Genomic DNA, 12,869 nt, shown 5'->3' on the forward strand with positions numbered 1-12,869 from the left:
TGATTCTAACCCAAATCGAAATTTTTCGTGAATTTTGTCGATTGTGATCGATAGATTATACGATTTTTTTCGATCAGTATTCCCTCATTCAGCGCCTGATCCTTTTGATCTGAACCAAAAAGTTCAGTCTGTTTTTCCGTTGAGTTCGTCTAATCTGTCCCAAATGCCGTCGTCGAACATATAGAAAACCTCACCGTCTTCCTTGAACCACTCAATGCCGGGGAGATCAAAGAACTTATAAGTGTAAGCCTCGTTCCAATCAACATTCTGCGACAGCATCCATTTTCTGATGATGGACACGATCAGGTCGGGATCATCCTCCCAATAAGCCACCGCATAGTACTTGTCCTTCTTAAACACCTTTTCACCCCCAAACCGCATTACCTCAAAAAGCCTAATCCTTCGATTCGCATAGAGGTATTTGAAGGCAGCCAGAAATTCTTCTATGACTAACGTTGGATTACTCGTTTCCAGCTTGCTAATTACACCACCGTAAATCCAATGAATTTCGCCCCCAATACAAGACCTATAAATTTCGACGTAATCTTCTTCCTTTAGTCCCATGTCAAAAAACAATCTTAACTTCACCTATATAGGGGCTGAGAACACCTTTTCTACCTCCCCACCTTCAACTTCTGCAGTATTCCCTCTTCCTTCATGATTTTTTCCAATTCCTCGATCGTTTTGGGTACGAAGGCGCTGAGGTTTTCATACCCTTTTTCGGTAATGAGAATGTTGTCCTCGATGCGGATGCCGATTCCCCACCACTTGGGATCGACGGGACTGCCTTCGGGAATATAGATGCCAGGCTCAACTGTCAAAACCATACCCGGCTTCAAAGTCCCATATCCTCCCCTGTCGTGTACATCCAAGCCAAGGTGGTGGCCGATACCATGAGGGAAGTACGGATGCCGCTCACCCGCTTTGATCAATCCTAGCTTCGCAAGTCCCTCGTCGATTACCTTTTGGGCGGCAGCACCGACTGCCCGGTATTCGGCACCGGGTTTGCAGGCTGCGATACCCGCTTCCAAAGCCTGCAGGACTATTTCATAGATTGCCCTTTCCTCTGGCGAAAAGACTCCTTTTACAGGGACCGTCCGCGTGATATCCCCCGAGTACCCTCGGTACTCGGCACCGACGTCCATCAGCATCACGCCTTTTTGGACGTTGGTGACGGAATTGTCCACGTAGTGTAGGATCGTGGAATTATTGCCCGAGCCGACAATCGTCCCGTAACCGATATACTCTGCGTCCATCGCTTTGTGGACGAATTCATGCACGCCTTGAATCGCCCGTTCGGACACCCCGGGCTGGATCGAGCGAAAGGATTCCATATGTGCCAACCCTGAGATTTCGATGGCTTTTCGCAGCAGGACGATTTCTTCACTGGTCTTGATGGCACGGAGTTGGTCCATCATGCCGTTGAGCGCGATATCTGCGGGACGGGCCGGGGTTTTGTTGATTTCCTTGAGTCTGGCGACCATCGACTTGAGCGGCACATTGTAGCTATTGGTTTCGATATCACCGATGTTGAAAGTCAAAATCTGCGAAACCGAGCCAAAATCGACGGCTGGATTTTTCAAGAAATCCGCGTAGACAAATACATTTTCGAAACCCAATTTCTGCTTTGCCCCATCGACGCCCAATCTGACGCCATTCCATTGCTCCTTGGCTGGATCTCTGGGCTGGACATACAGGATTTCATTAATCGCCTTACCATTCACGGTCTGTGGATTTTTGAAAAGGACCAAAGCAGCATTTGGCTCGCGAAAGCCTGTGAGGTAATAAAAGTCGGAATTTGGTCGGTAGTTAAATTCTGTATCGTTGGAGCGCATTTTGACCGGATTGGTGAAAATGACAACTGCTGAGTTGTCCGGCATCAGGGCGCGCAAGGCTTCCCTGCGACCTTTGTGAAAAGCGGGACTCAAGCCATCCTCAAAAAAAGACTGGGCAAAAGAAGACAGGTTGGCTGCCAGCAAACTCAAAAACAAGAGGGAAAAGAATCGTTTTTTCATGTTCCTACATACAAGGTTTAGTTTTGAAATATACGAAGCTTTTTCATTTGGCGTCGGTTTTTGGTGTGATTTTAGGGTTAGCCATTTAAGCAATTGACCAGCGGAAAAGTACCACCAAAAGGATTACCTATATTTGCGTCAAAATCTTACCCCAGAAAATGAAAAAAATCTCGGCCCTGCTTCTACTTCTGATCTTGTTTCAGGTTTCATTTGCGCAGCAAAGGAAAAGCCCGGCGCCATCAACCAAGCCTAAGTTGGTGGTAGGTATTGTCGTGGACCAAATGCGTCAAGAATATTTCTACAAGTTCCAGGAACGCTATACAGAGGGCGGATTCAAAAGGCTGATGCGGGAAGGTTTTATGATGACAAATGGCCATTACAATTACATCCCGACTTACACTGGCCCAGGGCACGCTTCTGTTTACACGGGAACGACCCCGGCGACCCATGGCATTATCGCCAACGATTGGTATGTCAGGAAGCTTGGCAGAACGATCTACTGCGCAGAGGACTCGACCGTAGCAGCGGTCGGCGGAAGTGCGGAAAGTGGAAAAATTTCCCCGAGGAACATGCTCTCGACAACGATCTCCGATGAACTGAGACTAGCCACCAACAAACAATCCAAGGTGGTCGGTATCGCCATCAAGGACCGGGGAGCCTCCCTTCCTGCAGGCCACACCGGAGATGCCTATTGGTTTGATAACCAGACGGGTAATTTCATGACTTCGACATACTACTACTCGGAATTACCTGATTGGGTGCAAAAATTTAATGATCGAAAATTGGCTGCACAATACCTTTCGAAGCCATGGACTACGCTTTTTCCCATCGAAACCTACACCAAGAGCATTGCGGATGACAATGCATTCGAAGGACCATTTATTGGGATGGAAAAAACGGTTTTTCCCTATGACTTGCCAAAGTTGATGGAAAACAATGGCGGATTCGGCTTGATCGGAACCACGCCATTCGGCAATACGCTGACCTTGGATATGGCCTATGCCGCGATCAAAGGGGAAAAACTGGGGCAAAGGGGAGTGACGGATTTATTGGCGATCAGTTTTTCTTCGCCGGACTATATCGGACATCGTTTTGGTCCTACCTCGGTCGAATTGGAAGACAATTACCTTCGGCTTGACAGGGATCTTGAGCAGTTTTTCAATTATTTGGACAAGGAATACGGGAAAGGGGAATACCTTGTCTTTCTCACCGCCGATCACGCCGTGGCGGATATAGTCGAATTCATGAGGAGTGAAAACATTCCTGCGGGTATTTTCAACACCCGATTTATTCTGACCCAGATGAACGGATACTGCAGCATGCAATATGGCGAGGGAAATTGGATACTGAACTTTTCCAATGAGCAGGTATTCATCAACCATAAGTTGGCAGAGGAGAGAAAAGTCCCGGTGGAAACCATCCAAAGAGACCTTGCGGATTTTCTGTTAAGGTTTGATGGCATCAAAGAAGTCTACACCGCAACGGACATGAAGCGGCAAGAATATTCGAGGGGGAAAGCAGAATTGCTGCAAATGGGATTCAGCCACAAGGCGTCTGGGGATTTGCTTCTTATTCTTGAACCAGCATGGCTTACGGGATTTCCTCGAGGAACTACCCATGGTACGGGATACAGTTACGATACCCATGTTCCGATCGTGTTGATGGGTTGGAAAATCCCAACGGGACAGAGTTCCCGGTATGCTACCATCACCGACATCGCCCCTACCCTTTCGATGTTGCTGCAAATCAGGCTTCCCAACGGTGCAACCGGACAGCCAATCGGAGAGATTTTGGGACATTAGATCAATCTCTATAAAAAGTAAGGCCCCAGTCCATGAGTCTTGGCTCACTGACTGGGGCTTTTTCCTTATCAATGGGCTTTTCTACTCAGTCCAAGACATGGGATAATTGGGATCTACGAATTCCAAGGCCTGGGTGGTCAGCTGCAAAGGCCGGAAAGTATCCAACATCACGGCGTATTCATGGGTTTCCTTCGCTCCGATGGATTTCTCAACCGTACCCGGATGTGGGCCATGTGGCAGCCCACCGACGTGAACCGTAAATGATCCGCGGTCGATCCCCCTTCTGCTCATAAACTCGCCTTCGGCATAATACAATACTTCGTCTGAATCGATATTGCTGTGGTTGTATGGCGCAGGAATGGCCAATGGATGGTAATCAAACAACCTTGGTACAAAGGAACAAATCACAAAGCCCCAAGCCTGAAAAGTCTGATGGATCGGTGGCGGCTGATGGATTCTTCCGGTGATGGGCTCAAAATCATGAATAGAAAGTGCATACGGATACAAAAACCCGTCCCAACCCACAATGTCCAATGGACTGTGTGCGTAGTTGTAGGGATGCAGCATGCCGCCTTTCTTGATTTGGACCAAATACTCTCCCTTGGCGCTTTCCGTCACCAATTCGCCGGGTGGACGGATATCCCGCTCGCAGTAAGGGGAATGCTCCAGCAACTGCCCGAGCTCATTGCGATAGCGCTTCACCGTCTCGATCGGGCCATGGGATTCGATAATCAAAAGTCTCAAGGGGCCTTCTTCATTGAATTCGAAGCGATAAATGGTCGTCCGGGGTATTACAATGTAGTCGCCCTTCCTCACTTCCAGTTTGCCAAATTGGGAATGCATCACTCCCTCACCATCGTGGATGTATATCAGCTCATCTCCATCCGCATTTTTGAAAAAGTAATCCATCTTCCGCTGTTCGGGGGCGCAGATGCCCATCATCACGTCGCCGTTCATCATGAGCATTTTCCTGGCACTCAGGTAATGTTGTCCGGTCGTACCCACGCCGGTTGTCTTGAGGTGGGTTTGTTTCAATCCGTATTCCTTGGCCGGTTCCCAATGATAGGGACTGGGGTGGCCAATGGACTTGACGTTGTTGGGATTGTGGATATGGTACAGGTTTGAATAAATCCCGGAAAATCCCTTTGAACTTACAAGCTCTTCCTTGTACAAACTGCCGTCCGGTTGACGGAATTGGGTATGTCTTTTTGGAGGAATCTGGCCAAGCCGAAAGTAATATGCCATGGTATTTGGGTTTATGTTGTTGTGTCAAATTTACATAAAATGGTCAGAGTTGGGAGAGATTTCTTTCTAGGCAATGCGCCGAGCACCTTCTGGATCACTTCATGGTTTTTCTTCAAATGTTTTTTGCCAAAATAGGTAAAAAGCGATTTTTGCTTTTTCTTCACCAAAGAATCCTCAATTCTTCAAACCTATAAAACCATGCTGAATTTGTTTGTCTTGTTCCCATTCGCGCTTTTCGTCTATTCATTCTCATTTCCTTCCGCCAACCAACCAATTTGGGCGGACGAATTCGACTACTCAGGTTTGCCCGATTCAACCAAGTGGACCTACGACGTCGGTGACCACGGCTGGGGCAACAACGAGCTCCAGTATTACACCCGAGGTGATTTGAGAAACGCCAGGGTGGAAAATGGCATCCTGATTATCGAAGCCCATCAGGACAGTAGTTTTTCCAAAGCATACAGCTCCGCAAGACTCCTGACGCGGGGCAAGGCTTTTTGGCAGTATGGTTATTTCGAAATCAAAGCCAAATTGCCACAGGGCTTGGGCACCTGGCCGGCCATCTGGATGATGCCGGAGAGTAGCAAGTATGGCGGATGGCCCAAAAGTGGCGAAATCGACATCATGGAGCATGTCGGATACGACCAAGGTGTAATCCACGGAACGGTACATACGGACGCCTTCAACCATACCAAGGGTACCCAAAAAGGGATGCAAAAAAAGGTGGAAGATTGCTCGGAAGCATTTCACGTGTATGCGATCGATTGGCAAAAAGACAAAATCGACTACTACATCGATGGCGAGTATTACTTCACTTTCGCCAAAACCGAGTCGGGAAAGTCGGAGGAGTGGCCGTTTGACCATCCTTTCCACCTGATTCTCAATATTGCCGTGGGCGGAAACTGGGGCGGCAGCAAAGGAGTAGCAGGCGATATTTGGCCACAACGGATGGAGGTGGACTATGTGCGTGTCTTTTCAAAAAAACCGCATTGATCGTCGGGTTGAGAATTGTATAGTCCAAGGACAAACGGCGCGAACTTTTTGGCGAAATTTCGTTTTAGTGATACATGGCTCCCAAAAAACCAACAAAGACTTTTTCATTCACGGGCTTTCTCAAAATGAGCAGACCCGTCAACCTCGTAATTGTGGCCTTTGCCCAAATCATGACGGCCTACTTTTTGGTCGAAACCACCGGTTCGGGCAAATCAGTCCTCCTGGACCCCAACCTGTATGCCATCATCCTCTCGACCGTAATCCTCGCCGCTGCCGGCTACATGATCAATGACTACTACGATGTAAAAATCGACTATGTCAACAAGCCCGAGGATGTGATCATCGGCAAAGGGATGAAGCGAAGGATGGTGTTGTTCCTGCATTCCGCACTCAACTTTACAGGTATAGCCTTGGGATATTTGGTCAGTCCAAAGATTGCGCTGATCAACTTTATCGCCGCGTTTCTACTCTGGCTTTACAGCAACTCACTCAAGCGGCAGCCTTTTATCGGCAACCTTGTAGTGGCATTGCTGACCGGGGTGACGATTTGGATCGTTGGATTTTACTATCAAAAATCAGAATTGCTCGTGCTGACCTACGCCATCTTTGCTTTCTTCCTCAATTTGATCCGGGAAATCATCAAGGACATTGAAGACAGACAAGGCGACCGCAAGCATGGTTGCAGAACGCTGCCAATCGTCATCGGTTTTCGGAACACCAAAAAAGTGATTTTTGTGATTGCGATTGGATTCGTCTGTGCGATCCTGATCGTGACCTTCAAGATCAACAACCAATTGCTCTTTTACTATTTCGGCGGATTGAGCCTGCTATTTTTTCTCTTTATGTACAAAATCTACATCGCCGACCGCAAGGCGCATTTCACCCAACTCAGCGTACTGTCCAAGCTGCTGATGCTGACGGGGATTATGAGTATGGGGTTTTTGTAACCATTGAATTTGCTTTTTTTCTCTGGATCAGGTTGTAACTGGCAGAAAAACCTTCTTGCCAAAAATATCTGCTTAGCTCCGAAAAATTCACTCCTTTTGCTTCCAAACGTTAACACTTAGGGATTTATAATGTTTTCACCACAAAACATTTTTATCTATTTTTGTTTTCAATACAGAACATTTTTAAATTCATTTGTTTTCAATAGAAAACATTTTAAATACCTTTGTAACGAAATATCAAACTGAAAAAATGGAAGAGCTACTTGATTTTCAAGCAAATATATTCAGGCAAACCACTGAGACTTGGTACAGGTATCTCTTGGACAATCTAGAATCAGAAGAAAGGCTATTGGGACTGAAGGGGCTCAGGGGCGTCGGCAAAACCACCCTACTGATCCAATTTGCCAAATTCAGGTATGCTGAAAAAACAAAAGTCTTGTACGTGACGGCAGACCATCCCTATTTCTATTCGAACACGCTGTTTGATTTGGCTAGCCTTTGGAACAAAAACGACGGCAAACTCCTGATGATCGATGAGGTCCATAAATACCCCAATTGGTCAAGGGAACTGAAGCTGATCAATGACGGATTTCCAGCACTGCAAGTTTTCTTCACCAGTTCCTCGGCTTTGGACCTTTACCGTGGAGAATCCGACATCAGCCGCAGGCTCGCTGTCCAAAACCTCGAAGGGCTTTCCTTTCGGGAGTATTTGAACTTCTTCGAAGGACATGATTTCAAGCCTTTGACATTGGCTGAAATCCTGAAAGACCACGTTTCTCTCGCACAGGAAATCACCAAGGACTTCCATCCACTGCCTTCGTTCAAATCCTACTTGAGCTCGGGATATTTCCCTTTTGCCAAGAATCTGAAAACGACTGCCGTGCCTGCCAGGATCATCCAAACGCTGAACACAGTATTGGAAACGGACCTGGCATTTGCGCAAGATTACAGTGCTGGAAATGTGGCCAAGGTCAAAAGGCTCCTCGGCGTAATAGCGGCCTCGGTGCCCTTTACGCCAAATATTTCCACGATTGCGGAAAAACTAGGACTCAGCCGAAACACAGTATACATGTACCTGCGGCATTTGGAAGATGCAAAGATCATCAGGATCGTCAACAGGCCCGACAAAAACCTAGGTAGCCTACAAAAGCCTGACAAAATCTATTTCGAAAATCCAAACTTCGCCTATGCATTGCAACCGGATGCCAACATAGGCGCAGTGCGGGAGACCTTCTTTGCCAATCAGATTGCCAATGCAACCAAAGCGGTGCATCTAAGTGAAAAGGGGGACTTTCTTGTCGAAAACCAATTTATCTTCGAAATCGGTGGAGCCAAAAAAAGTTTTGACCAAATCAAAGACCTGCCAGAAAGCTTCATTGCTGCGGATGAAATAGAGATCGGATTTGGGAACAAGATCCCGCTTTGGCTTTTTGGCTTTTTGTATTGATCGAGGGTCGTTCCACCAAAGACCAAGTCTCTTTGGTGGGATTGGCCCATCTTTCTACCTTTGGAGGAAAATCAATTCCGCATCGTTTTGAAAAAAATCGCCATCCTCGCCTCGGGCAGCGGCAGCAACGCCGAAGAAATCATCAAGCATTTCCACGGCTCTCCCAAAGCTGAAGTCATTTTGATCGGATCCAACAAGCCGGATGCCTACGTCCTCGAGCGCGCCAAGAAATTCCAAATCCCTGCATTTGTCTTTTCAAAAGGCCAATTGGACGGGGGCGAAGTGACAAAAAAGCTTTTAGATGCCGGTGCGGATTGGGTTGTATTGGCGGGATTCCTACTCAAGGTGCCCGACAACCTCATCACGGCATTCCCTGACCGCATCGTGAATATCCACCCTGCGCTGCTGCCCAACTATGGCGGAAAAGGCATGTACGGCATGCGTGTACACGAGGCTGTGCGAAATTCAGGAGATGGCGAGACCGGTATCACGATCCACTTGGTCAATCAACATTATGACGAAGGAAAAATCATCTTCCAAGCTGCGGTGCCCATTTCTGCAGAGGATTCTCCCGAAGACATTGCCCAAAAAGTCCACCAACTCGAATACAAATACTTCCCAAAAGTGATCGAAAGCCTGCTATAATCCATTGGTTTTCCTACCTTTGCGGCTTCAAAAATTATCCACAAAAATAGGCGCCGGGAAAAGTCCCATTCCTTCGTGTCTCTGCGCCTTCATGGCGTCCCAAAAATCATGGCAAGCAAAAAAATACAGTCCGCCCTTATTTCTGTCTATTACAAGGACAACCTCGAACCTATCATCGCGCTGTTGAAGCAGCACGGCGTCAAAATCTACTCCACCGGAGGCACCCAACAATTCATCGAACAACAAGGTGCGGAAGTAATTCCTGTCGAGGAACTGACTGGCTATCCTTCGATTTTTGGTGGCAGGGTCAAGACACTTCATCCAAAAATCTTCGGGGGTATCCTGCATAGAAGAGAAAATGCCGGCGACGTTTCCCAAGCGTCTGAATTTGGCATCCCCGCCATTGATTTGGTGATCGTGGACTTGTATCCGTTTGAGGAAACAGTGGCTTCTGGTGCGGCAGAGGCAGATATCATCGAAAAAATCGACATCGGTGGAATTTCCCTCATCCGTGCTGCGGCAAAAAACTTCAAGGACGTGGTCATCATCGCTTCCAAAGCCCAGTACGGCGAATTGGAGGAAAGATTGAAAGCGCAGGGTGGCGCCACTACGCTGGATGACAGGAGATATTTCGCCGCGCAGGCATTTCAGATTTCATCAAATTACGACACCCATATCTTCAATTACTTCAACCAATCGGAGCAAATACCGGCGCTGAAGGTTTCCGAATCAAGATCAAAGACCCTGCGCTACGGCGAAAACCCGCACCAAGCGGCAAGGTTTTTTGGCAATTTGGAGGAAATGTTTGAGCAGTTGAACGGCAAAGAACTTTCCTACAACAACCTCGTGGACATTGACGCAGCCGTTGCCTTGATTTCAGAATTTGATGGAGAAACTGCTTTCGCAATTCTCAAACATACCAATGCCTGTGGCTGCGCAGTGGCACCGTCCGTCAAAGAAGCCTACCAAAAAGCCTTTGCCGCCGACACCACTTCGGCTTTTGGAGGTGTTTTGGTCACCAACCAAAACGTGGATTTGGCTGCGGCCGAGGAAATGAACAGCCTGTTTTTTGAAGTCTTGATCGCGCCTTCCTTTGATGCGGATGCTCTGGCAATGTTGAAAGGCAAGAAAAACAGAATCCTGCTTTTGCAAAAAATCCAAGCCCCCGGCACCAAACAAATCAAAACCCTACTCAACGGCATCATCGAGCAGGACAAGGACCTGAAGACCGAGACGAAAGCAGATTTCAAAGTGGTGACGAAAATCGCCCCAACTGCCGCGGAACAAGACGCGCTCGTTTTTGCCGCCAAGGTCTGCAAACATACCAAGTCCAACACCATCGTACTCAGCAACAGCAACCAACTCTTTGCTTCCGGCGTCGGCCAAACTTCCCGGGTGGATGCATTGAGGCAAGCGATCGAGAAGGCAAGGGCATTTGGCTTCGACCTCAAGGGTGCCGTGATGGCCTCCGATGCGTTTTTCCCATTCCCCGATTGTGTGGAGATTGCCCATCAGGCGGGTATTTCAGCCGTGGTGCAGCCGGGCGGCTCGATCAAGGACCAAGACAGCATCGACTTCTGCGATGCCCACGGCATGTCCATGGTGATGACAGGCGTCAGGCATTTTAAACATTAAGCAGCGAGAGGCGATAAATAAAAGACTAGAAGCGAGAGACAAGACCTTCGGGATAGAACCCCGGAGGTTTTTTTGTTTATTTTTCTAAAAATTCACCCCAAAGTAAAGGTTCAACCAGGCACAAAAATAAGCCAAACCCTATCATATAAAGCAGATTAGAAATATTATATTGATGCACAAACTTGATTTCGAGTAACATGAAAACGAACAACCCCAGATACGAAATCATTATTTATTGGAGTAAAGAAGACGACGCATTCATTGCAGAGGTGCCTGAATTGGCTGGGTGTGCTGCAGATGGATCGACGTACGCAGAAGCCTTGGCGAATATTGAAGTTATTATCAGTGAATGGATAGAAACTGCCCAAGCACTTGGACGAGAAATCCCTGAACCAAAAGGGAGATTGATGTTTGCATGAAAAAACAGTTATGCCTTTAGTTTAGAAGAAATTCCATAAATTACCCCTATGGATAGGATTCGAATATTCATTTTTCTTTTTTGCATCACTATACAAACAACTTGTCAGAGGAAAATCATCGAGGATTACGAGGCGATTAGCGATCTGTTGTTCGAGCTTGAAAAACACTCCATTTTTCCACAAGATATTTATTTGCGATACCCCCCTCCTCCAAATCTATCCGAGGATTCAGGTGCCCAAATGAGCGACTCAAACGAAGGAATTGATTTTGAAAGGTTCAAGAAGTGGAAAAACCAATTTGATTCGCAGCAGGAGGAAATCAGGAATCGAAGTATTGATAGTACGTATACATTTTTGATTGCTGATGATTCGCTTTTTCAAAGCTGTAGTGAATGCAGTTTAAAGCCTGATTCACTTTTTTCAAAAAAAGACTACAATAGATATCAAACTGTTTTGGATCGCCTCGTGGCGGGAGACCTTGAGCCGATTAAATTGGAAATCAGCAAAATCAAAGTGAAAGGAAAATACAAATTGAAATCATTTGACGGTTTTCAGGATCGGAAGCAGCTTTATGAAAACCGGCTTGATTTCCTTTGCGGTGGGGAAATCGGGCTAAGCAGGTTCTATTCTGACAATAATCTTGGGATTTTTTACATCACTACGACAAGCTGTCCTGTGGATTGCGGCGCAGGATATTTGGTGCTAATGGAATACAAAGAAGGAAAGTGGAAAATTTTCGATTTGGTTTTACAATACATTGCCTGACATAGTTTCATAGGTCGCAGACCCTTCAGATACCAGAAGCAAGGCCGGTTAAGCTCAAATTAGAAATGTATTATCCCTATTTATTTGGCTATTTGCATTAAATTTGAATCAGTCCGATTTCACATTGGAAACAATGTAATTTATTCCGACACAATTAGACAAAAAAACACCCACTTGGTCCATACATGCAAAACCAAAATGACATAAAGCAAATCATTCTACATCTCAAACCAGAGCTGTCGGAGCGGTTTTTTGTTTCAAAAATAGGTTTGTTCGGTTCCGTGACAAGATCTGATTTTACTTCAGACAGCGACGTCGACCTTGTGGTGGATTTCAGTAAACCTATAGGAATTGAATTTGTGGATCTCGCGGATTTCTTGGAGGAAAAACTTCAACGAAAGGTCGATCTACTGTCATTCAAAGGCATAAGGCCCGCATTCTTCAACACTATTCAAGGCAAAATCGAATATGTCTGAAAGATCAACTGAACTTTTGCTTTCCGACATCATCGAAAGTGCAGAAAAAATATTGAGGTATTGTTCCGGTCTAAATTTTGAAGAATTTGAAAAAAGTGACCTCGTGCTAGATGCTGTGATTCGAAATTTTGAAATCATTGGCGAGGCTGCAAACAGAATTCCGAACGACATAAAGGAACGCCATTCCGGAATCGAGTGGCGAAGAATAAAGGGCTTTCGAAACAGAATCGTACATGATTACGCTGGAATAGACTACATGATCGTATGGAATATCATTTGCGATTACCTGCCCCAATTGATCAGGCAACTTACCTATTTGAGAAAATCGCTCTAAACGACCCAAATAATTCATAGAGATAGATTCGGATCTTTCAATTCTCGAATTGGGATACGCCTCCCCTTCATTTCCTCACGCCAATCCCCTATTTTGCAGCGGAATTCACGCCTTAGTCCATTCTTCCTATTTTGTACCTCGTACAA

13 protein-coding genes are annotated in these 12,869 nt (G+C 46.4%); 10 read left to right on the forward strand and 3 right to left on the reverse strand.

Going from position 1 to position 12,869, the window contains the following annotated elements; all coding sequences use genetic code 11:
• Nucleotides 1-123: 123 nt before the first annotated feature.
• Nucleotides 124-564 carry a hypothetical protein gene (locus C943_RS14550; protein ID WP_008629225.1) on the reverse strand — a complete coding sequence of 147 codons (441 nt, stop codon included), beginning with the start codon at nt 562-564 and terminating at the stop codon, nt 124-126.
• 50 nt (nt 565-614) lie between these two features.
• A complete protein-coding gene (locus C943_RS14555; protein ID WP_008629227.1) occupies nt 615-2,015 on the reverse strand; it encodes an aminopeptidase P N-terminal domain-containing protein in 1,401 nt (466 codons plus the stop codon).
• 158 nt (nt 2,016-2,173) lie between these two features.
• On the opposite strand from C943_RS14555, the gene pafA reads away from it, so the two are divergent.
• Nucleotides 2,174-3,817: an alkaline phosphatase PafA gene (gene pafA, locus C943_RS14560; RefSeq protein ID WP_040480808.1), complete on the forward strand. Its 1,644-nt coding sequence runs from the start codon at nt 2,174-2,176 to the stop codon at nt 3,815-3,817.
• Nucleotides 3,818-3,898: 81 nt separating this feature from the next.
• On the opposite strand, the gene C943_RS14565 is transcribed toward pafA, so the two are convergent.
• The gene (locus tag C943_RS14565; protein WP_008629238.1) at nt 3,899-5,062 is read right to left on the reverse strand and encodes a homogentisate 1,2-dioxygenase; all 1,164 of its coding nucleotides are present in this window, start codon (nt 5,060-5,062) and stop codon (nt 3,899-3,901) included.
• 198 nt (nt 5,063-5,260) lie between these two features.
• On the opposite strand from C943_RS14565, the gene C943_RS14570 reads away from it, so the two are divergent.
• From C943_RS14570 to C943_RS14610, 9 genes are all read left to right on the forward strand, one after another.
• Nucleotides 5,261-6,055, forward strand: a complete 795-nt coding sequence (locus tag C943_RS14570; protein ID WP_008629242.1) for a glycoside hydrolase family 16 protein — start codon at nt 5,261-5,263, stop codon at nt 6,053-6,055.
• A 74-nt stretch (nt 6,056-6,129) separates the two neighbouring features.
• The gene (locus C943_RS14575; protein WP_008629244.1) at nt 6,130-7,002 is read left to right on the forward strand and encodes a geranylgeranylglycerol-phosphate geranylgeranyltransferase; all 873 of its coding nucleotides are present in this window, start codon (nt 6,130-6,132) and stop codon (nt 7,000-7,002) included.
• A 250-nt stretch (nt 7,003-7,252) separates the two neighbouring features.
• Entirely contained in the window at nt 7,253-8,449 is a 1,197-nt protein-coding gene (locus C943_RS14580; RefSeq protein WP_040480905.1) for an ATP-binding protein, read from the forward strand.
• 87 nt (nt 8,450-8,536) lie between these two features.
• Nucleotides 8,537-9,094, forward strand: coding sequence for a phosphoribosylglycinamide formyltransferase (purN, locus tag C943_RS14585; RefSeq protein WP_040480907.1), 558 nt, complete (start codon nt 8,537-8,539; stop codon nt 9,092-9,094).
• Nucleotides 9,095-9,202: 108 nt separating this feature from the next.
• Nucleotides 9,203-10,729 carry a bifunctional phosphoribosylaminoimidazolecarboxamide formyltransferase/IMP cyclohydrolase gene (gene purH, locus C943_RS14590; RefSeq protein ID WP_008629253.1) on the forward strand — a complete coding sequence of 509 codons (1,527 nt, stop codon included), beginning with the start codon at nt 9,203-9,205 and terminating at the stop codon, nt 10,727-10,729.
• 197 nt (nt 10,730-10,926) lie between these two features.
• A complete protein-coding gene (locus C943_RS14595; RefSeq protein ID WP_008629255.1) occupies nt 10,927-11,148 on the forward strand; it encodes a type II toxin-antitoxin system HicB family antitoxin in 222 nt (73 codons plus the stop codon).
• 240 nt (nt 11,149-11,388) lie between these two features.
• Nucleotides 11,389-11,913 carry a hypothetical protein gene (locus C943_RS14600; protein WP_157198561.1) on the forward strand — a complete coding sequence of 175 codons (525 nt, stop codon included), beginning with the start codon at nt 11,389-11,391 and terminating at the stop codon, nt 11,911-11,913.
• A gap of 185 nt (nt 11,914-12,098) precedes the next feature.
• Complete coding sequence (locus C943_RS14605; protein ID WP_040480810.1) at nt 12,099-12,389, forward strand: nucleotidyltransferase family protein; 291 nt, start codon at nt 12,099-12,101, stop codon at nt 12,387-12,389.
• Nucleotides 12,382-12,723 carry a HepT-like ribonuclease domain-containing protein gene (locus C943_RS14610; protein WP_008629262.1) on the forward strand — a complete coding sequence of 114 codons (342 nt, stop codon included), beginning with the start codon at nt 12,382-12,384 and terminating at the stop codon, nt 12,721-12,723. The genes C943_RS14605 and C943_RS14610 overlap by 8 nt, the downstream gene beginning before the upstream one ends.
• Nucleotides 12,724-12,869 lie beyond the last annotated feature (146 nt).

Origin of the sequence: Mariniradius saccharolyticus AK6, from assembly GCF_000330725.2 — a bacterium.
Classification (GTDB): domain Bacteria; phylum Bacteroidota; class Bacteroidia; order Cytophagales; family Cyclobacteriaceae; genus Mariniradius; species Mariniradius saccharolyticus.

What these genes read in the sequence shown, in the direction of transcription:
- C943_RS14550 (WP_008629225.1), bottom strand. Translation starts at nt 564, where the DNA reads ATGGGACTAAAGGAAGAAGATTACGTCGAAATTTATAGGTCTTGTATT.
- C943_RS14555 (WP_008629227.1), bottom strand. Translation starts at nt 2,015, where the DNA reads ATGAAAAAACGATTCTTTTCCCTCTTGTTTTTGAGTTTGCTGGCAGCC.
- pafA (WP_040480808.1), top strand. Translation starts at nt 2,174, where the DNA reads ATGAAAAAAATCTCGGCCCTGCTTCTACTTCTGATCTTGTTTCAGGTT.
- C943_RS14565 (WP_008629238.1), bottom strand. Translation starts at nt 5,062, where the DNA reads ATGGCATATTACTTTCGGCTTGGCCAGATTCCTCCAAAAAGACATACC.
- C943_RS14570 (WP_008629242.1), top strand. Translation starts at nt 5,261, where the DNA reads ATGCTGAATTTGTTTGTCTTGTTCCCATTCGCGCTTTTCGTCTATTCA.
- C943_RS14575 (WP_008629244.1), top strand. Translation starts at nt 6,130, where the DNA reads ATGGCTCCCAAAAAACCAACAAAGACTTTTTCATTCACGGGCTTTCTC.
- C943_RS14580 (WP_040480905.1), top strand. Translation starts at nt 7,253, where the DNA reads ATGGAAGAGCTACTTGATTTTCAAGCAAATATATTCAGGCAAACCACT.
- purH (WP_008629253.1), top strand. Translation starts at nt 9,203, where the DNA reads ATGGCAAGCAAAAAAATACAGTCCGCCCTTATTTCTGTCTATTACAAG.
- C943_RS14595 (WP_008629255.1), top strand. Translation starts at nt 10,927, where the DNA reads ATGAAAACGAACAACCCCAGATACGAAATCATTATTTATTGGAGTAAA.
- C943_RS14600 (WP_157198561.1), top strand. Translation starts at nt 11,389, where the DNA reads ATGAGCGACTCAAACGAAGGAATTGATTTTGAAAGGTTCAAGAAGTGG.
- C943_RS14605 (WP_040480810.1), top strand. Translation starts at nt 12,099, where the DNA reads ATGCAAAACCAAAATGACATAAAGCAAATCATTCTACATCTCAAACCA.
- C943_RS14610 (WP_008629262.1), top strand. Translation starts at nt 12,382, where the DNA reads ATGTCTGAAAGATCAACTGAACTTTTGCTTTCCGACATCATCGAAAGT.